Consider the following 22326-nt stretch of genomic DNA (forward strand, 5'->3'; position numbering starts at 1 on the left):
CCTTTCAGTGTGTGTTAAACGAGGACCTACTAAGCCTGAACGGACTTTTTGAACATCCTCATTGAAATCAAAATTCTATATAACTTTCCCCTTAGTAAAAAAAGTATGACCAAGAGAGTGATGACTGTGTGGAAGAGTGTAGCATGCTTCCTCCTCATTGTCTTTTGTTCTGCTTGAAAGATTTCGTAGAAGAACCGCCTCGGAAAAATGCCTCAAGAAGTAGAAATGAATGCTAACGAAACGAAATGGACGTCCAACTTAACTTTTGAGTGGAATCGGACAACAATGGTCTATCATAAGGTGAAAAGGGAATGGGGTGGTCATTTGTTCTGGTCTGTTAAATTAGAGTGGAATCCTTCTTCAGTAATAGTGCACGAGCTTTTCATAGGAACGCCTATGTATGTAATCGCAAAGTTTTATGCCGGGGAACTAGCTGGTTTTATTGCGTATTTTTCGTCTACCTTTGCAAGTCGGCATATGGAACAAACGATTCGCAAGCATCGCTCCCAATTGATTCCACTATCTGAATTCTTTGCCTAGCACCCATTTTATTGAGACAAGCTATCTCACTGCATATCCATAAATTGGTAAATGTTATCTCCCGAAAATCCGAGTGTAAATATAAAAATTACATAATCTAACAGTATTCTTTTAAAAAGTTAGGTGACAGTTATCATGTACAAGCAGGTGACGAATGTGTATGTAAGTTAGTAAAATCCGCACACGCAAGATGTAGCGACCATTCAAGAGGATACGGTCGTCAATAACTCGTCAGCATCAGAGCAACTGGCGTTCTTTTTATCTCATTATCCGTCACGGCTGGGTATTGGATGTACAATTGAGGGAATATTTTGTCAAAATGAGTATTTAGACCATATACTATTCACATAGATGGCAATGCGATAAGAGGTGGATCTAATGAGCAAAAAACAATGGGTGTTTTGGAATGCTTTTCTCCTCTGTGTTGTGGTGTACGCAAGTAGCTGGATTCTCTATACGGAATGGTCGAAAGAACCCAAACCAGCCTTTGTAAACGCTGCAGGTTCTGTCGATCGGGATGTGATCTTTCCGGAGCTCTCACCTGATGGAACTCTTTCACTCCGTTCCTTTTATTTAGATGATGACGAAAAGTCTGGATCTGCTATGTTGTTGTACGGTCCTAACGGAGAAACAATTCTCGTTGATAGTGGAACAAAAAAGACTGTAGATCAGCTTCTTGACTACTTGGATTATTTAGGCATCGAAAAAATAGACTTGGCAATTGCTACCCATCCACACGTCGACCACATCGGCGGATTTCAAAAGCTTATAGAAGAAGGATTCATCGATGAGATGTGGATGCCAAATGTCAAACATAAAACCTTTACTTTCAAGCGGTTTGAACGCACTATAAAAAAACATCGTGTGTCTGTCACTTATATTGGAGATGGAGATGAACTCACCTTCGGGTCACTGAAGTTTGAAGTGTATAACCCACCTAAAGAGACGAAAGAAAAGGCGCCTAAAGTGAGAACGGTAAGGGACATGAACAATTCGTCCACTGTTATGAAAGTTCTTTACGGTAGGCAGTCCGTTTTATTAACAGGGGATTTGTATCGAGACGGCGAAGCGGATCTGCTAGTGAGGCATCCAGAAGATTTACGTGCAACTGTAATGGAAGCCCCGCACCATGGCGCCTTTACTTCCTCTAGTAAACAGTTCATTGAAGCGGTCTCACCGAAACTCGTTTTTATGAATGCGAACATCTTTCAAAGCAAAAGTGTGTACAATCGCTACGTCACGAGTGGTGCAAAGGTATTTGTCAACGCCTTTGATGGGACCGTTGTTATGAAAACGGACGGAGATGAATGGGAAGTATCCACAGAAAGATCACAGCTTGCCGAGGAAGAGGTTCTTGCAGTGCAATAGAGTGGTGGGGATGTATTTCTATAAAGTACACAGAAGAGTGCGCATTGTTGTCAGCGCACTCCTTTTTACGTATCCTATTTTTTCTTCTTCTGAAACGATTTCTTTGCATAGGAGGAGGCGCCTTTCACCCCATTACTTAACGCGTCGTACCCTTTTCCGATGGCCTTTTCACCTGTTGAAGAAACATTCTTTACAAGATCGGATGCGGTGTCGGTTGTTTTGCCGACAAATCCTCCTTCCCCTGAGATGGTCTTCACCACTTTATTCGCCGTATCTACAGTGTCATGTACAAATTTGTTAGCGTTTTTAGATGTATTTTTCAATAAATTTTGCTTTTCTTGTTCGCTCAAGATCGTGCCTCCTTTTCTTTTATAATGAACCTTATGTGTTGTTTTTTGTCCTTATGCGTCGAAATTTCAGGACATGCTATATTTCATCTTACATAGTTATTTCTATAACTTTGCGCCAAGCGGAGTAAATCAAGCGAGGAGAGGGGCGAATGAGATCGGAAAAAAGGTTTCACTTGTAGAAAATGGACGGTTCATTGTAAAATACGAAAGCGTCCATTTGAAGTCTTAAAAAATAGCGAAAGAAAGGGAGGAGAAGGCATGAATTTAGCTGTTAAAATTTTAATAGGTCTCGTCTTAGGTGCCATCGCAGGATTAGTCTTGAACCTTACCGCACTGGATTTTTTCACCGGTATAGCGGATCCGTACATCTTTGAACCACTCGGAACCATCTTCCTCAACCTGATTAACTTACTAGTGGTCCCGATCGTCCTGTTTTCCATTATTTTAGGCGTAGCCGGTCTTGGCGATACGAAAAAAATGGGACGTATTGCGACTAAAACCATCGTGTTCTTCTTATCAACAACGGCTATAGCGATTATTATCTCCATTATCCTTGCTGTTGTGATTCAACCTGGTTCTCTGACAGAGTATGACACAACTGGTGCGACCTTTGAGGCGAAGGAAGCCCCACCTGTTTGGGAAACGTTAATAAACATTATTCCAAAAAATCCCTTTGAAGCGATGGCGACAGGTAACATTCTTCAAATCATTGCATTTGCAATCTTAATTGGTTTTGGGCTTGTGAAACTAGGGGATAAAACGGCCGGACTTTTGAAATTGGTGGAACAAGGAAACGATCTCGTCATGTACCTTGTGATGCTCGTGATGAAATTTGCACCTTATGGGACGTTTGGATTGATTGCATCGGCAATTGGTTCCCAAGGGATGGATGCTATTAGAGCTATGGGCATGTATATGATCGTTGTTGTGGCTGCGTTAATACTTCAACTAGTCATCGTCTATTCTGGTGCTATTTATTTCCTAGCAAAACAAAATCCGTGGAAGTTCATTAAAGGATTTGCGCCAGCAATGGGTATCGCTTTCAGTACTTCAAGTAGTAATGCTACGCTGCCGGTAAGTATGGATGTGGCACAGAAGCGGTTAGGCGTATCAAAGTCTGTGTCTAGCTTCGTTCAGCCTCTCGGTGCGACGATTAACATGGACGGTACGGCGATTATGCAAGGGGTAGCAACTGTCTTCATCGCGCAGGCCTTCAATGTTGACTTGTCGTTTGGGGAGTATGCGATTGTTGTTTTGACAGCTGTCTTAGCCAGCATTGGAACAGCAGGAGTACCCGGGGTGGGGCTCATTCTGCTAGCTACTGTATTGCAAAGTGTCAATCTTCCTGTAGAAGGTATTGCGCTTATTCTCGGTGTAGACCGTTTGCTTGATATGTCACGTACCGCCTTAAATATTACTGGTGACGCTACATGTGCAGTGATTGTTCAGGAATCAGAAGATCGAAGAAAAGAAAAATTGAAAAACGCATGATTTTTTGAAAGAAGAGCTGCCCAAAGAGCGTTAATCCGGGGATAAGAGCGTTAATCCGGGGATAAGAGCGTTAATCCCGGGATAAGAGCGTTAATCCGGGGATAAGAGCGTTAATCCCGGGATAAGAGCGTTAATCCCCGGATAAGAGCGTTAATCCGGGAATAAGAGCGTTAATCCGGGGATAAGAGCGTTAATCCGGGGATAAGAGCGTTAATCCGGGGATAAGAGCGTTAATCCGGGGATAAGAGCGTTAATCCCGGGATAAGAGCGTTAATCCGGGGATAAGAGCGTTAATCCGGGGATAAGAGCGTTAATCCGGGGATAAGAGCGTTAATCCGGGGATAAGAGCGTTAATCCGGGGATAAGAGCGTTAATCCCGATATAAGAGCGTTAAGACCGTGCCCTGTGCCAAGAGGTTGTGTTGTGACAAATGGCTCGAAAATGGATTTTTGCATGGCGGTAAGGATTTGGATCATGCTATTTTCAAAGGTTTACAGACGGTTGATTATGTTGTAAGGTAATTTATAAATAAACAGTATCCACAAGGGGAGCCTTTTGGCTGAGAGTGAGCGAATACGTTCAGACCCTTTGAACCTGTTAGGTAACGCCTAGCGTAGGGATCGTGGTTGGGGAAAAGACAATGCGCCAACCAGCATTGTTTTTTGTATGTCCTCAAACATACGGAAATGCGGTGTTTTTCTGTATTTCTAAAACACTCCCTCCCAAGTGGATCACAAAAAGGGGAGTTTTTTTATGCAATCAAAAACTTTATTTCTCGTTGAGGTGGCGATTTTTGCTACCATTGCCTTTCTTCTCGACAAAGTCGCAAGTTTTTATAGCGTAGGGTGGGCGTATGGAGGTTCAATCTCGCTAAGCATGGTGCCAGTTGCATTGATTGGATTGCGCTGGGGATTAAAAGGGAGTTTTGCGGCTGGGATTTTACTCGGTCTTTTGCAAATGATAACAGGGGCTTCCTTTATTCACTATATTCAAATTGTTGTAGAGTATCCGGTGGCTTTTGGAGTACTAGGTTTATCCGCATTATTTGCACCTAAAGTCCGGAGATTGCTACAAGAGGGGAAAAACTCTTGGATAGGATATGTGATTTTGGCCGCATTTTTGGCAAACACAGCACGGTTTTTAATTCACTTTTATGCAGGGATTATTTACTGGGGAGAATACGCACCAGAAGGGACTCCGGTTGTAGAATATTCATTAATTTATAATTTAGGCTATATGGTACCGACTTTTATGATTAGCACGATTGCAGTCATTCTCATTGTTAAAGCGATGCCAAAATTTATCGTACCGATGGATCGAAAAACGAAAGTAGCCTAACGTTAAAGAAGCCAGTGCCGGGACAAATGTTAATCGGTTCTGGTTTTTTTATTCCTTTTTATCATCTTCTAAAAAATATCCGAAAGAAAAATTCCATACAGTCCTACCACTCCAACTCTAATCCATTTCTTTTATATTACAACTCCTCCCACAAAGAAAATCACAGTGTTTCGACGGCAAGATCATTCCCTAATAAAGTCAATTACAAAAATTTCATAAAATGTTCAAAAAATTATTGACCCTGTTAGTGGTTGGTGGTAATGTTATTTACGAATTGCAATACACAAAACTTGGAAAGGAGGGTGTGACATGCTAAAAATGACAGGAATTGAGTATGTAGGTGTAGGTAGCTTAGGTTCTTTGACAATTTTACTATGCGCAACTCTCCGGACCGTTCCGAGTAAGGTTCGTTGCTAGACGACTAGTCTACAACAATCTTCTTAGAGGCAATGGGCTGCGCGTACGTCCGCGTTGTCGATTGCTTTTTTATATGGTGCCTGTATGGGACGTTTTTGATAAGGGTCGTTTTTCCTTTAAGCGGTCCCTCGTCTACAAATGTCTGTACAGTGCTCGTATGAGAGACATATCGCCTCTAGCGGCTATATGTCTTTTTGTGTTTGCAAAACTTATTCAAAAGGGGAGAAACCAAAATGAGAATTGTCATGAAAAATCAACTCACACTACAAAAGGAGACAGAAGGCGGTTAGTTATTTTGCATCTAGGAATTTGAACAGAGAAAAGTTTCAGGTGTGGTAAATACGCCTGATGCTATGGAAAGAGAGAGGATCAGCTCATGTTTCGCGTATTTTCACAACTAGGTTGGTTTTTTAAAGAAGAAAGAAAGCGCTATACGATTGCGATTTCCTTGCTCATTTTGGTCGGGATCTTCGATATTGTACCCCCACGACTCGTCGGGTTGGCGATTGATGATATGTATTTAGGTACGATGACAAGTGATCGACTTGTGATGTACATCGCTATCTTGATGGGTGTCACCGTCACATCTTATACCTTAACTTATCACTGGATGTATAAGTTGTTCGGTGGAGGATATCTTGTAGAGCGTAAATTGCGTTCGCGTTTAATGGCTCACCTTTTACGCATGTCACCTCCGTTTTATGAAAAAAATCGAACGGGGGACTTAATGGCTCGTGCGACAAATGATGTAAAAGCTGTTTCGATAACAGCAGGTTTTGGTGTATTAACCTTGATTGACGCGAGTGCGTTTATGTTAACGGTCGTTGTGACGATGGTCATTTTGATTGATTGGAAATTAACACTGGCTGCTATGCTACCACTTCCGATTATGGCGTATATTATCAAACTACTAGGTTCTAAAATTCATACACGTTTTATGGAAGCGCAAAGCTCGTTTGGACAATTGAATGACCGTGTGCTGGAATCAGTAGCAGGTGTGCGTGTCTTGCGAGCGTACGTACAAGAGCGTGCTGATGAAACGAGATTTCAAGAAATGACAGAAGATGTGTACGGAAAGAACATGAACGTGGCGCGTATCGACGCTTTGTTTGATCCAGTCATTAAAATCCTTGTGGGCATGAGCTATTTAATTGGTCTTGGCTACGGGTCTTATCTCGTCTTTCAACAAGACATCACACTAGGCGATTTAGTTACCTTTAACGTCTATCTTGGGATGATGATCTGGCCGATGTTCGCGATCGGGGAACTGATTAACATTATGCAACGGGGGAACGCGTCTTTAGATCGTCTAAATGAGACGTTCAACTATAACCCGGATGTTGTGGACAAAAAGGATGCAGAGTCTGCAAAAAAACCGGATCCTAATGAATTCAAGGCGTATTCATTTACCTATCCATCAAACGATCAACCAGGCCTTCATAACCTTGACTTTTCACTCCAAAAAGGGCAAACGTTAGGGGTCGTAGGGAAAACGGGAAGTGGAAAAACGACCCTCGTGAAACAGTGGTTGCGATACTATCCAGTCGGAGGGGGATCGTGGACCATTGGGGGGAAAGATGTAGCGGATCAACCTGTCGACACTGTTCGTGCGTGGACGGGGTACGTACCGCAAGATCATATTCTGTTCTCGAAATCGGTTCGGGAAAACATCGCATACGGAAAAGACGAAGTAAGTGATGAGGAGCTCGATAAAGCGATTCAGTTAGCCGCCTTGGACCAAGACTTACCATTTTTACAAGACGGATTAGAGACGCTTGTCGGTGAAAAGGGTGTTGCTTTATCCGGCGGTCAAAAGCAGCGAATCTCGATTGCAAGGGCTTTCGTTTTAGATCCTGACATGCTGATTTTAGATGATTCACTGTCAGCAGTTGATGCAAAAACAGAAGCGCGCATCATTGAAAACATTCGTTCTGAACGTAAAGGAAAAACAACCATTATTACAGCGCATCGTCTCAGTGCTGTACAACATGCAGATGTCATTCTCGTGTTAGACGACGGACATATTGTGGAGAAAGGAACGCACGATGAATTGATGGCACGAGGTGGTTGGTACGCAACGCAGTACGTTCATCAACAAGCGACATCTAGCTATTTACAGGAGGTGGAAAAGGATGAAGAATAAATCCACCGGTACAACAGGAAAAAGATTCGTTCAATACGCGCTTTACTATAAAAAGATGATTATCCTCGCCCTCTTCATGCTGGCGATTTCTGTAGCGGCTGAGCTAGCGGGGCCGTTTATCGCCAAGACAATTATTGATGATCACATCGTCGGTATTGAGACGCCTTGGGTCGAGGTAGCTGAGGAAGATGACGACACAGTCCCATACAATGGCGAGCTATACAAACGAGAAGAATATGTAGGTGAGGGAGACTCGTTGACTGGTGATACAGTCCGCGTTTTGCAAGTCGGAATGGGTTTTTACTTTTTAAATGAAAATCCACCGTTTATTGACGGAACGCGTGAAGTAAACGGAAATATGATGACCATTACTCAAGGTGAGGACACGTACACGACGAACGTGACGCAACTTTCCACTCAAGAAGTGGTGGCCTTTTTCGCACCAGAAATGAAGAGAATTGTTGGCTGGATGGTTATCTACTTTGGTTTACTCATATTTGCGTCCTTCTTCCAATATGGACAGCGTTTTTATTTGCAAAAGGCAGCCAATCGTATTATTTACAAAATGCGCAACGATGTGTTCCAACACTTGTCACGTTTGCCAGTTCGTTACTTTGATAACTTGCCTGCAGGGAAAGTGGTTTCACGGGTCACGAATGATACGGAAGCCATTCGTGAGTTATATGTGCAAGTGTTAGCGAATTTCTTTTCGAGTATCGTCACGATGATCGGGATTTTTATCGCTTTGTTCTTATTAGAGCCAACTCTAGCCGCAATGTGTCTCGTGTTGATTCCGATTTTATTGATTTGGATCAAAGTGTATCGGTCTTTTGCGTCAAAATACAACCATGTCATTCGCTCCAAAGTGAGTGAAATTAATGCGATGGTAAACGAATCCATTCAAGGCATGCCGATCATTCAAGCGTTCCGACGTGAAAATTCGACGAAAGTAGAGTTTGAGGAAATGAATGAGGAGCACTTCAAGTTTCAAAACAAAATGTTAAGCTTGAACGCACTCACATCACATAACTTAACCTGGGTGCTACGCAATCTCGTTTTTGTTGGACTGATTTGGTACTTCGGTGGTGCCACGCTTGGTGTCGGTACGGTTGTAACAGTAGGTGTACTATACGCCTTCGTTGACTATATTAACCGATTATTTGAACCGATTAACGGGATCGTCAACCAACTCGCAAATTTAGAGCTTGCCCTCGTCGCAGGAGAGCGGGTATTCGAACTGATGGAAGTGGACGGAACGGAAGTACACGATGAAAAGACGAAGCGGATTGAAGGAAACGTGGCGTTTGAAAACGTGACGTTCGGTTACAAGGCAGAAGAACCCGTGCTTCATAACATCTCGTTTGCGGCGAACAAAGGAGAAACGGTCGCTTTGATCGGTCATACAGGGTCTGGAAAAAGCTCGATTCTAAATTTGCTGTTCCGCTTTTACGATCCGCAGGTTGGATGTATTACGATTGACGGCGAGAACTTAGCAAATATTCCGCGTCAGACTGCACGAGAGCATATGGGGATCGTCTTACAAGATCCGTATTTGTTTACCGGAACAATTCTTTCTAACATTACGCTGAATGACCCACGTATTTCCCGGGAACGGGCTGAAGAGGCGCTTAGAGCTGTAGGTGGGGATCAAGTGTTACAGCACGCTGAGAAGGGATTAGATGAACCTGTTGTGGAGAAGGGAAGTACCTTATCTGCTGGACAGCGCCAGCTCATCAGCTTTGCGCGTGCACTTGCTTTTGATCCAGCGATTCTGATCTTGGATGAAGCAACATCGAACATCGATACAGAAACAGAAAGCATTATTCAACACGCCATGGACGTGTTAAAAGAGGGGCGAACGACATTTGTCATTGCCCATAGACTTTCAACAATTCGTGAAGCTGACCAAATTCTTGTACTCGATCGTGGTCAAATTGTAGAACGAGGCTCACATGAAAACCTAATGCAAGCGAAAGGGAAGTATTTTGCGATGTATCAATTGCAAAAGGGCGAAGCAACGAAACGGGTGGAAGCAAAAACGTCGTAAAGAATACAATAAAAGCCGAGTGTGAAAGCGAATAAATTTCTACACTCGGTTTTTTATTTTACTAAGAGAGTAGTTAAAAAGCGGGACTTGATGGAAAAAGGTTTGTGTTTGATGGACAAAACTGTCACCCTTCTTTGAAACGGCTTGATCCGTTTGAACTGCGGAGTAGCGTTGATTAAACTTGATCAATGCTACTCGAGTTTCATGGTGTTAATCCATTCTAGTCTTCATCAAAGAAGACATCCATCGGTGCGACGACAATCTCACCGTGAGCATAACAAGTTTTGTGAATTGAGTGCATGAGTTGGGTAACTAATTTCTGGTGATTAAACGTTGGTGAGGGTTTTAGATCGTATCGGCTACCATTGATGATTTCGTATCGATCCACTACAAACGGATTCTGTTCTGTGTGGTCACTTTCATTGTAAGTTTGTCCTTGTTCTTTTACTGTTAGTTTGCGGGCATTTTTCGGGGGTTTCATATAAGTAAAACCTCCATTCATTTACTAGTGGGAGCTACTCATCATCCTCAAATTTAATTAGCGCCCCAAACAACTTTTCAAAATCAACGGATATGCACGGGAATTGTTCAGCTGTCAGAGTATCAAGATGACCGTACGTTTGGTTAAGTTGAAGTTCGCCATCTATCAAAACCAACTGGTCAACTGTCTGCAAATGGGGGTCCACGAGCCAATATTCTTTCACGCCAAACAGCCCATACGCCTCTTTTTTCTTCTGCTTGTCTTTCCATCCAGTACTAGGTGATAGGATTTCCACAATCAAATCAGGTGCGCCTTCAATGCGTTTTTTCTTAATGATCGAACGATTTTCATTTGTAATAAAAATAACGTCTGGTTGGAACTGATAATCCTCATTCAGATAGACGTCGATTGGGGATACAAAAATTTCACCGTTCATCGCACAAGTGTCACTTAAAGAGCCCCAAATCGACGTAACGAGTTGTTGGTGATGAACAGTTGGGGCTGGTTTTAAATCGTATCGGACGCCTTCAATGACTTCGTAACGTTCTTCGATAAGTGGATAGGCCGCGTAAGGATCAGTATATGATTCCTGTTGTTCACGTACACGAGTCTGCCTTTTATTAGTCGTCAATGACAATGCTCCTTCCAGATGACTATTTGAAAATTATTATAACATTTATCTAGGCGAGAGCATCTGCTAGAAGACATTTTGCTGTTCGATTAAGTGTGGGTACTTCAGATGACCATCATATATTCTATCTTACTTAATTTTATACGGAAATCCCCTCCTTGGATACATATCCCTGCACAAAGTGGGGTATATAATCGAGAGAAGGTTTGAAAGGGGTTGTTCAGGTGTCAACACGAACAGAACGTGACACGCTAGGCGAAATCGAGGTGCCGGGTGACAAGGCGTGGGGAGCGCAAACCGAAAGGAGCCTTCGTAACTTTCCGATTGGCTCAGAGAAAATGCCTCCCGAGGTCGTGTATGCGCTCGTGTCTTTAAAAAAGGCAGCATCCGTCGTAAACGCACGAACAAATGGATTAGCAAGTGAAAAGGCGGAAGTACTCTCTATCGTTTGTGACGATGTGTTGGATGGTAAATACGATGACCACTTTCCGCTTGTTGTGTGGCAAACTGGTAGCGGAACACAGTCTAATATGAATGTGAACGAAGTGTTAGCGTATTTGGCCAATGAAAGACTTGAAAAGCAGGAGTCTTTCGAACGTGTTCACCCGAATGATGATGTGAACCGTGCTCAAAGTTCTAATGATACGTTTCCGACGGCAATGCATATTGCGGTCTACGATAAGGTACAGTCGACGCTTCTCCCAAGAATTCGAGCGCTAAAATCTACCATTAGGAAGAAGGCACAAACGTACGAAAGGACTTACAAAATTGGTCGAACCCACCTACAAGACGCTACACCACTTACTCTCGGGCAGGAAATGAGTGGGTGGTGGGCGATGCTCGAGAAGTCTGGTCGAATGATTGAACAGAGTGTTGAATATTGTTTAGAGCTTGCGATTGGTGGTACGGCTGTAGGAACGGGGATTAACGCGCCACCTACATTTGGCCAGGATGTTGCTGAAGTACTTAAGCAAGAGTTCGGATATGAATTCCGTGCTGCGTCCAACACGTTTCACGCTTTAACGAGTCATGACGAACTCGTTCACGTGCACGGTGCGCTGAAAGCTTTGGCAGCTGACTTGCACAAAGTGGCCAACGATGTGAGGTATTTAGCGAGTGGACCACGTTGCGGATACGGTGAGCTTACGATCCCGGCAAATGAGCCTGGTAGCTCGATTATGCCTGGGAAAGTGAATCCAACGCAGGCGGAAGCATTGACGATGGTGTGTGCTCAAGTGTTTGGAAATGACGTGACTATCGGCTTTGCTGCTAGTCAAGGGCAATTTGAGCTGAACGTGTATAAGCCGGTTATTGTATATAATGTGCTACAGTCCATCCAGCTTTTAGCGGACGCCATGGAGTCATTCCGTGTTCGTTGTGTTGAGGGATTAGAGGCAAATGAAGAAACGATCGCTAAAACACTTAATGAGTCGCTCATGCTCGTCACGGCACTGAACCCACATATTGGCTATGAGAAAGCAGCTAAAATTGCGAAGAAGGCGTTTGCGGATGAGACGTCACTAAAGGCTGCAGCGGTAGCACTTGAATTTGTTACAGAAGAGCAGTTTAATGAATGGGTCGATCCGAAAAAAATGGTAAGGCTAAATCCGTTATTTCCCACTGAAACAAAATAAAAAAATAAAAATATCCCCCGTCTCCGAGTGGAGCGGGGGATTTGCCATATTATTTAGTTGTTATTGTTGGTATCCACCAAATTGTTGTTCAGCAGTTTGAACTAAACGTTTTGTGATTTCTCCACCAACAGATCCGTTCGCACGAGATGTTGCGTCAGGCCCGAGTTGTACACCAAATTCCGATGCAATTTCATATTTCATTTGGTCAAGTGCTTGTTGTACACCAGGTACAAGTAGTTGGTTTGAGCTGTTGCTACGGTTAGATTGTTGTTGTTGCATGTTGTGACATCTCCTCGTCGTAGTTTTTTGGTGGGCGGGTATGGAGTGACACCATGTCCGCCCTCGTCTGAAAGAAGATTTTTTGTTGCGTTGTACACTAACTATTGTGGTGTTTTTGCATCGAAATATGCGAGAAATGCTTTTGTAATGATTTCCTGCCTGACCGGAATTCTCCTTTTATTTCACGAGTAGGCATAGGTAGGAGGTCGGATACTAAGAAAAATGCTTTTGGAAAAAGGGGAAAGATGCGATGGAGGAGTGTCCAGTATGTAACGGATGGTGGCAGTTAGCGATTCCATGTCCCAACTGCACAGCACCACTTCAAGAAGGTGGGCGAGTAGCCGACTATTTCGATGACTACAGTCCGTACTTAAGTATTGAAATGACGGATGGAGCGGAAACAGGAAAAGGAAGGCTATCCTGTAAACATTATGTGTATTGTCAGCAGTGTCCATACGAGGAAACGGTTGTTTTTCCTTATACAGTTGTATGATTACAGGAGCCGATATCCGCGAACAGGAGCCGATATCCGCGGTCAGGGGAATATATCCGCGATCAGGGGAATATATCCGCGATCAGGGGAATATATCCGCGAACAGGAGGATATATCCGCGGTCAGGAGCCGATATCCGCGATCAGGAGCCGATATCCGCGGTCAGGAGCCGATATCCGCGGTCAGGGGAATATATCCGCGAACAGGGGAATATATCCGCGGTCAGGGGAATATATCCGCGGTCAGGAGCCGATATCCGCGAACAGGGGAATATATCCGCGGTCAGGGGAATATATCCGCGGTCAGGGGAATATATCCGCGATCAGGAGAATATATCCGCGAACAGGAGCCGATATCCGCGGTCAGGAGAATATATCCGCGGTCAGGAGCCGATATCCGCGATCAGGAGAATATATCCGCGAACAGGAGGATATATCCGCGGTCAGGAGGATATATCCGCGGTCAGGGGAATATATCCGCGATCAGGGGAATATATCCGCGATCAGGAGGATATATCCGCGAACAGGAGCCGATATCCGCGGTCAGGAGAATATATCCGCGGTCAGGAGCCGATATCCGCGATCAGGAGAATATATCCGCGGTCAGGAGCCGATATCCGCGGTCGAGGACTGAACCCAAATTTTATAAAATAGAAAAACGCACGAATTCATCTGAAACCCGTGCGCATTTTCCTATATAAGTTACGATTGGATCGCTTCCGCCTCTTCTTGCTGTGAAGTCACTTTTGCACGAATGCGAAGTTCTGTTTCCGTGTCAAAGAAGTGTGCTTTGTTCATATCAAATGCGAGGTCGAGTTGTTGGCCAGGTTTGACATCAGAGCGGGAGTCAACACGAGCGACAAAGTCTTGACCACTAACTTGAGAATACAACATTAATTCTGCACCAGTCAGCTCAGATACTTCGATTGTCGTATTAATTTTAGTATTTGGAGTAGATTCTACAAATACTGGCTCATCATGGATGTCTTCAGGACGGATACCAAGGACGAGCTCTTTTCCTTCGAATTTTTGTTCGCGTAAAGTTTTTAGTTTGCCTTCAGGGACAGCGACTTTCGCATCACCAATGACAAATTGCCCTCCTTCAAGCTTCCCAGCAAAGAAGTTCATGGCTGGCGAGCCGATAAATCCACCAACAAAGATATTTTCAGGTTTTTCATACACTTCTTTCGGTGTGCCTACTTGTTGGATGATCCCATCTTTCATGACAACGAGTCGTGTTGCCATCGTCATGGCCTCTGTTTGGTCATGGGTTACATAAATCGTTGTCGTTTGTAAACGTTGGTGAAGCTTGGCGATCTCGGCACGCATCTGAACGCGCAGCTTGGCGTCTAAATTAGAGAGCGGTTCATCCATTAAGAAGACTTTTGCATCACGAACGATGGCACGACCAAGAGCTACACGCTGACGTTGACCACCAGAAAGTGCTTTTGGTTTACGATCTAGATAGTCTTCCAAACCAAGAATTTTGGCAGCATTTTGTACGCGTGCATCAATATCTTGCTTGCTAAACTTACGTAATTTCAAGCCAAATGCCATATTATCGTAAACAGACATGTGCGGGTAAAGGGCGTAGTTTTGGAATACCATGGCAATGTCACGATCTTTCGGTGCTTTTTCATTTACGCGCTCATCGTCAATATAAAAATCACCTTTTGTAATTTCTTCAAGGCCAGCGACCATACGTAAAGTTGTCGATTTTCCGCAACCAGATGGACCGACGAAAACGATAAACTCTTTATCTTGAATATGCAGGTTAAAGTCTTTCACAGCGGTGACATTTTTATCGTACACTTTGTAAATGTGCTCTAAGCGAAGTTCTGCCATAGGGTTTCCTCTCCTTTGTAAAGCGTTTTCATGTTAGCTTTAGTGTATCGTTTGAGGAGCGTTTTCCCAATAGACAACTTGCCCAAAAAAAGACCGCTCTCTTTTGGTAATGTGCCTAAAGAGAGTGGTCTTCTTCGTGCAAAATATACATGTAGGCAAAATAAATAAGCATACTTGACTCAATACTTTGTAAACCTAATCCAGTTATCTCCTGGAACTTTTCTATCCGGTACAGGAGGCTGTTCCGGTGCATGTACAACTCTTTGGCGGTAGCCGAGGCGTTCGCGTTATGCTTTACGTACACAAACATCGTATGTAATAACGTCGGATCCTCTAGAAGAGGTGCGAGCTGCAGTTTCCACTCTTGACGTTGTTCATCGTGAAGCTCTTTCCACAAAAAAAGAGGGAACAGTTCTGGAATAGACTGCGGGGCAGAGCGAGACGGGAAAAAAGTCGACGCCCACTTAAATTCCCGTTGAAAATGGTGACGTAGCTTGTTATTTACAGACCACCATAATCCATGGAACGAGCGGACTTTGATGTAAAAATCAGACTCAATCGCCTCTTGCAACGAAAGAATGTCTTCAGGAAGCCACATGCCCTCGCGCTCTATAACCACGAGTAGGGAAGGGGATCCGGACCATCCAATGACGCTATCTGACAAGCTAGAAAGCCCTTCCTGTAATGGAACGAGCGCCTCCTGATCTTCACAATAAAAAAAGTGAAAGCGTACTTTTTGTTCTTCTAATGGGACCGCCCCATTTTCTAGCAAAGCTTGTCTCCACTCTTCACTGCGTGCATTCCAAGCTGTACTCGTGAAGGTTGGTTCTTGGTTTGGAAAAAGGGTCTCTAAAAGATCGAACACCTCACTTGATAAATCCTTCTTCGGAATCCATAAGGTTTCTTTTGTGACTTCATCAAAAAAGGCGGTCATATGCTCTGGAGTTGGGGTCTGGGGTGTGACAAGGCGTGCATTTGGAAAGCGTGCGAGTAAACGGTTGAACATGGCAAACTCCTTAAAATGAGGGCACTCCTTCAAAACGGAGTGCCCTGGATTTATAAATAGTAGTTACGAGTGGTTAGGCGGTTCTTCAGGAGGCAGGTCAAAATGTTCTTCTCCTCTGTTGTCTTCGCGAAGAAGATGGATTTTACCGATTGCAAATCCTTCATTAAAAAATCGGTCTACATCGACGTAATGATCTTCGCGCCCATTGTTAGGTGTGTCTGGTAAGAAGCTCGCCTTTTTTTTCTCCACGAGTAAACCCTCCTTTTGCCCAAAATACAGGGGGCTTTTGTTAGTATGCCAGCCTTACCGCATACTCTTGCTGGCAGTTTGTGAGAACTGACTTGGGATTAGGAGCGTTTATCGTATTCATGATAGGTCATCAATTCATGTATAGCCGAAAACAGTTTTGACTCATCTATTGTTGAAGGAAGCGAAGAGCTCCATTCAATTTTTCCGTTCTTGTGGTAAGTGCCTTCGATTTTTTGTCCAGCTGTGAAAAAGGAAAAGGTCCAACCCGGCAAGGCTTTATTACTATATAAGGGTTTGTATTGAAAATGAGTAATCATCTGGAGCACTCCTTTTTTGCCAGTATAGCAAATTTTTCTACATATTTCGACTCGCCCGGACATAGGTTGTATCGGAAACCGGAAATAGAGGAGGAGCCGAGATGGTTTTTTTAGAAAAACTGCAGCATGCCATTGAAAAAGAATGGGCTTTTTACAGTTTATATAAAGAACTTGAATTTCAAACAGAGGAACCATTATTTAAAGAGGTTATTCACCATGCAATGGAAGAGGAGAAGGAGCATTACGAACTGTTTCAGTATGTACACCATCTCATCACAGGTCGCTATTACCAGTTGAAGAAGGAACCGATTATGTACAGTTCATTCGAAGAGGGGATAGAACTCGCATTAAAAGGGGAACTGGAAGCTGTAGAAATGTATAAAGAAATGCTGTTTGAAATCCCGAATGATCAAGCCCATTATCCTCTGTTTCGGGCGATGATCGATGAATTAGAACATTCAACACGTATTTTGACGATGTATAGTTCGTTCGTATAAGTCGGAGCCACAAAGAGACAGATCAGGAATAAGGTGCGTGACACAAAAGTTACGGCAAGAAGTACCATAAAAACCAAGATACACAAGCTAACCTTCAGAGCCGCAATACTAGATGCAGCTCGTTAGGTTCACACGTTTTTCGTGCACGCGATGTTGCTTGATTGATCCCGCAATACTAAATGAGGTTCGTTACGTTCACACGACGTAGGCCATCCGATTCATGTGGGTTTTGTTTCCACCGCCTGCTGACAAAGCCAAGTAGCCAATGCTTGACGTCGCTTCTCTTCAATCTTTTTTTCGTTAAAAAGCATTGGCTTCGCGTTTACTTCAAACCAATACAGTTTACCGCGATCATCAAGCCCAGCATCCACGGTATATTCGATTAATTTGCCGTATTTTTCCTTCAAAGCCGGGGTCATTGCTTTCACCATGTTTTGAAGTCGTTGGAACGGAATCCAGCGCGAAAAGGTAGTCTCGGTTCGAACGTATCCGCCTCTTGGCACATGTGTAGTAATGTCTTGGCTGCCTGATTGCCGAATGCCAACCCCGAGTAATGTAGAGGAATCATCGAGAGGACAATGGACAAGGCAGCGAAAATCGAATCGCTTTTGTTTTTGTTTGAACGGATCGATTCCTTGTTGGAGTAAATATTCTTCTTTAAGGGGGGCAATTGATTCCCACCATGCCAAAAAGTCGCTGAATTTCCGCGTCGTGTTCGGTGTATCCTCTTGAAGGGTTTCGTCTGTTAGTAAGTGAACGCGTCTTATGCCGATTCCTTTTCCGTTGTTGCGTGGTTTCACATAGATGGTGCCATATTTTTGCAGGAAATTTCTTGTCGCTTCCGCACCTTCCACGCGGCTAGTTTCCAAAGTATACGGCTGCAAAGCTTTTATGTCGGAGAGCGCTTCGTACGTTTCCCACTTATCAAAAAAACGACTGTTTACAAGTTGAAGGTGATTTTTTTTACACCATGCTTGTAACCGATAAAATTGCGCTGTTTTCTCCTCACCGCGCGACGCCATCCGATTGTAAAGCACATTTGGAACCGGGCATGAAAGGGAGAGCCAGCGGTTAGACTCTGGATGATATATCCATCCTGTTAGTCCATCCTCCCGAAATTCCTCCATGGAAAAGAGCACGGTCATGGCACCATTTTGAAAAAGTGTGCGGGCGATACCGGTGTAAAAAGAGCGTTGACCGATGGGTGTAGAATCGGCACGATCGGATACGACAATACCCACGAGCGGAGTCCATTGTTGATCCCGTATCTCCCATTGTAATTCAGGTGGGGAAGCGGCATAAGTAGTATGTGAAGTAAGCGTGGTTTGACCAAAATAGTGCGACGTAGACGACGACCATTCGTTAGCTATGGGATGGTAAGCTAGAATCACTGCGAACTTCCTATGCTGGTGGCGATCCACTGTTGTTCGCTCACATAGCATGCATATAAAAAGGGTAGCTCACGTGTACGGATTTCATCTTCTGCTAGGGCAGGGTGTTTGAATATGGAACGACCCGGTCTAGAATTCGCCTCAAAAATCCATACTCTACCATTTGTGTCCATCCCAATGTCTAGCCCAACTTCACCAATCAGGCCTTCCCAATGATGGTCGAGTACACTACCGATCGTCAGACTTGCCTCTTGAATGGTGTGCAGTAAACCATCCTGTTCGTCACGGGGGACACACTCACGAATCGTCTTTACTTCACCACCACTTTTGACGTGAGTGGTCGCACTTCCCTTACCCGCTACTTTAATGGCCACACACGAAATCACCCATTCCCCGAACTGATCTTTATTGACGTGCACTCTAAAATCAAGTGGCCGATCTTCGTATTGAATGAGGGAAATGCCTTGTTGCACTAGCATAGCAACGGATTTGCGCTCCTCTTTAATCAAATCATACACTCCTTGAACCGAGGAGAAACGCCGTAACCGTTTTTCCCCACCATCTTCTTGATAGCGGACATCATAGTGACCCGATTTGGCTCGATAAAAGCATTGAAAAATCCCTTTGCCCAGACTCCCGTGTATAGGTTTTACGTAGACCGTTTTGTGTTTTTTTAACATGGTTTCCAGAGTAGTTGCATCTCGAAGTCTTACTGTATCTGGTACGAATCGTTGTGTGGCGGCATCTTTAGCGAGTAATTCTGTCACGTGCCATTTATTAAAAAAGTTATGATTGTACCAAGCGACGCCATAATCTGTTTGAAGTCGATCTTTTGTTATGCGATTTTTACGTCTACGTTCACTCCGTCTGTTAGGAAGACGATCGTACACGACGGTTGGGAAGGGGAAGATGCGTTGTCGCCATTCTCCCTCTTCCCACACCCACCCATTGATCGTTTGATCGGTCCACTGGATGTGCTCACTTCCAAATACGAAAGGGATCATGCCCACTGTTTTCTTCGTTTGGAGGAGGCGAGCAAAAAAAGGTGTCCGTTCCCCAATCGGACGAATGCGCACTGGCGAAAATCCAGCTGTGTAAATACCGACAAGCGGACCTATATATAAGCATCCTCGTGAAGCATAGACATGAATGGTGATGTCTTCCTGGGGCAAGTGTAACGTTTCCGCAATTTCCTTAGGGATGACCACGTGCTTGGCATGATGTTCTTTGACAAAAGAAGAAACTTTATGATGACCAAACACAAGCTCCACGTTGTTCTGCCGAAAGAGATCATGTGGAACCATCGTGACCGCCGTAGCATCGCTAATGAGTACTCGGTATCTTTGCATCGTCATGGTGTGATCGTCCCACCTTGACTCGCTTGGAGAAGATAGGCAGTGTACGCGAGTGGAGCTTTCGCTAACGTATCTGCTAATTGGGCGTTTGTTTCAAGTAACACTTTTCGTCCTGGCTTTGAATTTACATCTAATACCCACACTGCGCCCTTAGCGCTTACGGCGATGTCGATTCCAAGTTCAAATAAAGGATGAAACGTCTCCTCTAAATAAGTGGGTAATGTGTATAAAATACTGTCAATTTCAGATAGTAAATAGGATCGCTTAGCAGTAGGAACCGTTTTAAGGAATTGGTCAAAAGGGATCGTTTTGGCGCCAGCAGCAAGATTGCTTAACAAATGGTTTGCTTTTCCTACACGAACGCCACGGCCACGTTCAATCCACTTGCCTTCTTCGTTTTTTTGAAGAAATACACGAATGTCAAACGGTTGCTTTTTATCGTCTTGTAAGGATAAAAAAGGCTGGACCATATAATCAAATTTTGTTACTAACTTATTTAACCAAAGAATTCCTTCTTTTAAAGACGGAAAAGTGTGCTCTACAAGCTTTGCTTTCTTTTGGGTGGCAACGTATAATGACTCGTTACGTTGCTCTATTTTGTAAATGCCGAATCCATGTGCACCGTGAATGGGCTTTAGACAAAGAGTCCCGTGCTGTTGCAATAAAGGAATGAGCTCTCCGGCCTCTTCAACACGGGTCGTTTTCGGTAAATACGGCGAAAGGTTGGAATGTCGCTTTAATGCCTCGTATTGCTTCCACTTATCAGGGAGACCGTATCCGAGAAATGTCACATCCTTACGAGATTTTAGCCATTGAACGATTGGCTTTGCGCGGCGGGAGAGGGCGTCATCTCCGTAAGTACATCGGTCGTACAAGTAAGTGGGAACTCCACACTCCACATCTTCAAAAAAATCCTGATCCCGATTGTACCGCTTGGCAGAAAACGTACCAGATTTAGGATCAAACTTGGTCGGGACAATGTGCAAAATATCAAGTTCATACGCGCTCGCCTCTTGTGCACAGCGCCATACAAAAGGGTGGATCTCTTCTGAAAGGGTTAAAAAGCCTAACGTGTTCATCGTAACGATCTCCTTTCGTTTCACTCCAAAAACGCATCGAGCGTTTGGAAAATCAATTGTTTTGTTGATGGGCGGATAGCCTTTTCTGCGTGAGTCCATTTTTTAGAAGGCTTACTGTTCACCTCTATAAGCCAAATTCGATTGTCTTCATCAATACCGACGTCAAGACCAAGCTCGTAACATTCCCATTCCGAAAACGGAGCTGCGAGCTTGCGAACGGTCTTCGCGAGTTGCTTCTCCATATCTTTCGCCGTGCGGGGGTCATACCATAGATCAAGAACGGATTTTGTGCGCGCCATCGTCCCTCCACGTGCAACATTAGACACGGTTCCGCCTGGCTGACCGATTCTAGCCACTGAGGAAGTCATCCGCCACTCGTTGTTTCGCCTGTGTAATATGTAGCGGAAATCAACGGGTGATGCTTGCACCGTTCGAAAAGAAATCGTTTCTTGGACGAGCGCATTTCCCTTTATATAAGAGGAAAGTTCGGTCCAAATCTCCTCATTGGTGTTTTCAAGTGAGAGGATTTTTACCTTTGCAGGGTGTGTTCGTTCTATGCGTAGCCCCTCCGTTGTGCTACTACAGACGACAATTCCTTTGCCCTGACTTCCGTTTTCCGGCTTCAAAAAAAACGATTTATGACTTCGCACCCAGTTTAGGACAGCTTTTTTGTCCCACGCTACAGTCGCCGGTAACAAGTACCTCGTGTCACTTTGTGTCTCTAAATGGCTTTGCACCTCTGTCTTTGAAAAAAAGGAAGGGTTAAACGACAGTATCCCCTCCTCAGTAAACCGTTCTGTCCAAAGGGCGAACTGTGGAGAAGCTTCGTAACTTCGTCTGTGAATTCGATTATAGACAACGTGTGGTGATGGGAATTTTGCCGTTTGAATTCCTGTTTCTGTCCAATAAAATCCTTGCCATTCAGAGGAAGGAGGAAGACTTGTAGGCAAAACGAAGACGCCTACCCCGTGATCGGCTCCAAATGAAGTACACTCCTCCAAAAACGGCTCCATTCCCGCAAACGACGGAGAGTCGACATTTCCAACACATTCTGTCCAAATAGCTAGAAAAGGTCCGAAGATTACCGTATGATTGTCTTTGTCGTAATGCCATTGCAATGTGAGTGGGCAAGGAAGACAAAAGGTATGAACAAACGCTTCATTCACTTCCACCGTGAGGCTATCACCTTCCATGAGGTGCACTCGTTCTGTTTTTTTGCCAATTGTTACAAACACCCCCTCCTCTTGTTCAGACAAGGTTTGACGGATAGATGGAGGAAGCTTCATGGCGAGTCGATGCGTTTCGTTAGTAGAATTTAGTGTAAAATTAACCGTGTTCATTGTAGACACCCCATAATGGGAGAATTGGGCGAAAGC

At 44.1% G+C, this 22326-nt stretch carries 22 protein-coding genes and 1 pseudogene; 11 read left to right on the top strand and 12 right to left on the bottom strand.

Going from position 1 to position 22326, the window contains the following annotated elements:
* Positions 1-207: 207 nt before the first annotated feature.
* The 3 genes and pseudogenes from HHK01_RS04485 (at position 208) to HHK01_RS04490 (ending at position 1908) form a co-directional block, all read left to right on the top strand.
* Entirely contained in the window at positions 208-540 is a 333-nt protein-coding gene (locus HHK01_RS04485; protein ID WP_170006599.1) for a hypothetical protein, read from the top strand.
* Between the two features lie 186 nt (positions 541-726).
* Positions 727-891 (top strand): annotated as a pseudogene (locus tag HHK01_RS15890) (hypothetical protein); the annotation flags it as partial.
* Between the two features lie 27 nt (positions 892-918).
* Complete coding sequence (locus HHK01_RS04490; protein WP_170006600.1) at positions 919-1908, top strand: ComEC/Rec2 family competence protein; 990 nt, start codon at positions 919-921, stop codon at positions 1906-1908.
* A gap of 74 nt (positions 1909-1982) precedes the next feature.
* Here the strand turns inward: HHK01_RS04490 and HHK01_RS04495 are convergent, their stop codons facing one another.
* Positions 1983-2258, bottom strand: coding sequence for a hypothetical protein (locus HHK01_RS04495; protein ID WP_228027656.1), 276 nt, complete (start codon positions 2256-2258; stop codon positions 1983-1985).
* A gap of 258 nt (positions 2259-2516) precedes the next feature.
* On the opposite strand from HHK01_RS04495, the gene HHK01_RS04500 reads away from it, so the two are divergent.
* The 4 genes from HHK01_RS04500 (at position 2517) to HHK01_RS04515 (ending at position 9694) form a co-directional block, all read left to right on the top strand.
* Positions 2517-3749, top strand: a complete 1233-nt coding sequence (locus HHK01_RS04500) for a dicarboxylate/amino acid:cation symporter (RefSeq protein WP_170006601.1) — start codon at positions 2517-2519, stop codon at positions 3747-3749.
* 753 nt (positions 3750-4502) lie between these two features.
* A complete protein-coding gene (thiT, locus tag HHK01_RS04505; protein ID WP_170006602.1) occupies positions 4503-5087 on the top strand; it encodes an energy-coupled thiamine transporter ThiT in 585 nt (194 codons plus the stop codon).
* Positions 5088-5880: 793 nt separating this feature from the next.
* Complete coding sequence (locus HHK01_RS04510; RefSeq protein WP_170006603.1) at positions 5881-7647, top strand: ABC transporter ATP-binding protein; 1767 nt, start codon at positions 5881-5883, stop codon at positions 7645-7647.
* On the top strand, positions 7637-9694 hold the full coding sequence (locus HHK01_RS04515) for an ABC transporter ATP-binding protein (RefSeq protein ID WP_170006604.1): 2058 nt from the start codon (positions 7637-7639) through the stop codon (positions 9692-9694). Before HHK01_RS04510 ends, HHK01_RS04515 begins: the two co-directional genes overlap by 11 nt.
* Before the next feature lie 220 nt (positions 9695-9914).
* Here the strand turns inward: HHK01_RS04515 and HHK01_RS04520 are convergent, their stop codons facing one another.
* Positions 9915-10175, bottom strand: a complete 261-nt coding sequence (locus HHK01_RS04520; protein ID WP_170006605.1) for a hypothetical protein — start codon at positions 10173-10175, stop codon at positions 9915-9917.
* A gap of 34 nt (positions 10176-10209) precedes the next feature.
* Complete coding sequence (locus HHK01_RS04525; protein ID WP_170006606.1) at positions 10210-10806, bottom strand: Uma2 family endonuclease; 597 nt, start codon at positions 10804-10806, stop codon at positions 10210-10212.
* A 224-nt stretch (positions 10807-11030) separates the two neighbouring features.
* Between HHK01_RS04525 and fumC the strand changes: the two genes are divergently transcribed.
* Positions 11031-12440, top strand: a complete 1410-nt coding sequence (fumC, locus tag HHK01_RS04530) for a class II fumarate hydratase (protein WP_170006607.1) — start codon at positions 11031-11033, stop codon at positions 12438-12440.
* Positions 12441-12500: 60 nt separating this feature from the next.
* Here fumC and HHK01_RS04535 read toward each other — a convergent pair whose 3' ends face one another.
* On the bottom strand, positions 12501-12719 hold the full coding sequence (locus HHK01_RS04535) for an alpha/beta-type small acid-soluble spore protein (RefSeq protein ID WP_170006608.1): 219 nt from the start codon (positions 12717-12719) through the stop codon (positions 12501-12503).
* Positions 12720-12969: 250 nt separating this feature from the next.
* On the opposite strand from HHK01_RS04535, the gene HHK01_RS04540 reads away from it, so the two are divergent.
* Both HHK01_RS04540 and HHK01_RS04545 read left to right on the top strand, forming a co-directional pair.
* Positions 12970-13212, top strand: a complete 243-nt coding sequence (locus HHK01_RS04540; protein ID WP_170006609.1) for a hypothetical protein — start codon at positions 12970-12972, stop codon at positions 13210-13212.
* Positions 13209-13865 carry a hypothetical protein gene (locus HHK01_RS04545; RefSeq protein WP_228027657.1) on the top strand — a complete coding sequence of 219 codons (657 nt, stop codon included), beginning with the start codon at positions 13209-13211 and terminating at the stop codon, positions 13863-13865. The genes HHK01_RS04540 and HHK01_RS04545 overlap by 4 nt, the downstream gene beginning before the upstream one ends.
* A 48-nt stretch (positions 13866-13913) precedes the next feature.
* On the opposite strand, the gene HHK01_RS04550 is transcribed toward HHK01_RS04545, so the two are convergent.
* From HHK01_RS04550 to HHK01_RS04565, 4 genes are all read right to left on the bottom strand, one after another.
* Positions 13914-15056, bottom strand: a complete 1143-nt coding sequence (locus tag HHK01_RS04550) for an ABC transporter ATP-binding protein (RefSeq protein WP_170006611.1) — start codon at positions 15054-15056, stop codon at positions 13914-13916.
* A 115-nt stretch (positions 15057-15171) separates the two neighbouring features.
* Positions 15172-16062 (bottom strand): PucR family transcriptional regulator, encoded by an 891-nt coding sequence (locus HHK01_RS04555; protein WP_170006612.1) that lies wholly within the window; start codon positions 16060-16062, stop codon positions 15172-15174.
* A 63-nt stretch (positions 16063-16125) separates the two neighbouring features.
* Positions 16126-16311 (bottom strand): hypothetical protein, encoded by a 186-nt coding sequence (locus HHK01_RS04560; protein WP_170006613.1) that lies wholly within the window; start codon positions 16309-16311, stop codon positions 16126-16128.
* Positions 16312-16409: 98 nt separating this feature from the next.
* Positions 16410-16628, bottom strand: a complete 219-nt coding sequence (locus HHK01_RS04565) for a YheE family protein (RefSeq protein WP_170006614.1) — start codon at positions 16626-16628, stop codon at positions 16410-16412.
* Positions 16629-16729: 101 nt separating this feature from the next.
* Here HHK01_RS04565 and HHK01_RS04570 point away from each other — a divergent pair, with 101 nt between their 5' ends.
* Positions 16730-17125 carry a ferritin-like domain-containing protein gene (locus tag HHK01_RS04570; protein WP_170006615.1) on the top strand — a complete coding sequence of 132 codons (396 nt, stop codon included), beginning with the start codon at positions 16730-16732 and terminating at the stop codon, positions 17123-17125.
* Between the two features lie 218 nt (positions 17126-17343).
* On the opposite strand, the gene HHK01_RS04575 is transcribed toward HHK01_RS04570, so the two are convergent.
* From HHK01_RS04575 to HHK01_RS04590, 4 genes are read right to left on the bottom strand one after another with little or no spacing between them, the layout of a single operon-like run.
* A complete protein-coding gene (locus HHK01_RS04575) occupies positions 17344-18516 on the bottom strand; it encodes a YheC/YheD family protein (RefSeq protein ID WP_170006616.1) in 1173 nt (390 codons plus the stop codon).
* Positions 18513-19871: a YheC/YheD family endospore coat-associated protein gene (locus HHK01_RS04580; RefSeq protein WP_170006617.1), complete on the bottom strand. Its 1359-nt coding sequence runs from the start codon at positions 19869-19871 to the stop codon at positions 18513-18515. Before HHK01_RS04580 ends, HHK01_RS04575 begins: the two co-directional genes overlap by 4 nt.
* Positions 19868-20950 (bottom strand): YheC/YheD family endospore coat-associated protein, encoded by a 1083-nt coding sequence (locus HHK01_RS04585; RefSeq protein WP_170006618.1) that lies wholly within the window; start codon positions 20948-20950, stop codon positions 19868-19870. Before HHK01_RS04585 ends, HHK01_RS04580 begins: the two co-directional genes overlap by 4 nt.
* Positions 20951-20970: 20 nt before the next feature.
* Complete coding sequence (locus HHK01_RS04590; RefSeq protein WP_170006619.1) at positions 20971-22290, bottom strand: YheC/YheD family endospore coat-associated protein; 1320 nt, start codon at positions 22288-22290, stop codon at positions 20971-20973.
* Positions 22291-22326: the final 36 nt, after the last annotated feature.

Origin of the sequence: Bacillus fonticola (assembly GCF_012955605.1) — a bacterium.
GTDB classification, from domain to species: Bacteria; Bacillota; Bacilli; order Bacillales; family JC228; genus Bacillus_CG; species Bacillus_CG fonticola.

Coding starts and splice junctions, on each gene's coding strand:
- HHK01_RS04485 (WP_170006599.1), top strand. CDS start 208: ATGCCTCAAGAAGTAGAAATGAATGCTAACGAAACGAAATGGACGTCC.
- HHK01_RS04490 (WP_170006600.1), top strand. CDS start 919: ATGAGCAAAAAACAATGGGTGTTTTGGAATGCTTTTCTCCTCTGTGTT.
- HHK01_RS04500 (WP_170006601.1), top strand. CDS start 2,517: ATGAATTTAGCTGTTAAAATTTTAATAGGTCTCGTCTTAGGTGCCATC.
- thiT (WP_170006602.1), top strand. CDS start 4,503: ATGCAATCAAAAACTTTATTTCTCGTTGAGGTGGCGATTTTTGCTACC.
- HHK01_RS04510 (WP_170006603.1), top strand. CDS start 5,881: ATGTTTCGCGTATTTTCACAACTAGGTTGGTTTTTTAAAGAAGAAAGA.
- HHK01_RS04515 (WP_170006604.1), top strand. CDS start 7,637: ATGAAGAATAAATCCACCGGTACAACAGGAAAAAGATTCGTTCAATAC.
- HHK01_RS04520 (WP_170006605.1), bottom strand. CDS start 10,175: ATGAAACCCCCGAAAAATGCCCGCAAACTAACAGTAAAAGAACAAGGA.
- HHK01_RS04535 (WP_170006608.1), bottom strand. CDS start 12,719: ATGCAACAACAACAATCTAACCGTAGCAACAGCTCAAACCAACTACTT.
- HHK01_RS04540 (WP_170006609.1), top strand. CDS start 12,970: ATGGAGGAGTGTCCAGTATGTAACGGATGGTGGCAGTTAGCGATTCCA.
- HHK01_RS04545 (WP_228027657.1), top strand. CDS start 13,209: ATGATTACAGGAGCCGATATCCGCGAACAGGAGCCGATATCCGCGGTC.
- HHK01_RS04550 (WP_170006611.1), bottom strand. CDS start 15,056: ATGGCAGAACTTCGCTTAGAGCACATTTACAAAGTGTACGATAAAAAT.
- HHK01_RS04555 (WP_170006612.1), bottom strand. CDS start 16,062: ATGTTCAACCGTTTACTCGCACGCTTTCCAAATGCACGCCTTGTCACA.
- HHK01_RS04565 (WP_170006614.1), bottom strand. CDS start 16,628: ATGATTACTCATTTTCAATACAAACCCTTATATAGTAATAAAGCCTTG.
- HHK01_RS04570 (WP_170006615.1), top strand. CDS start 16,730: ATGGTTTTTTTAGAAAAACTGCAGCATGCCATTGAAAAAGAATGGGCT.
- HHK01_RS04580 (WP_170006617.1), bottom strand. CDS start 19,871: ATGACGATGCAAAGATACCGAGTACTCATTAGCGATGCTACGGCGGTC.
- HHK01_RS04585 (WP_170006618.1), bottom strand. CDS start 20,950: ATGAACACGTTAGGCTTTTTAACCCTTTCAGAAGAGATCCACCCTTTT.
- HHK01_RS04590 (WP_170006619.1), bottom strand. CDS start 22,290: ATGAACACGGTTAATTTTACACTAAATTCTACTAACGAAACGCATCGA.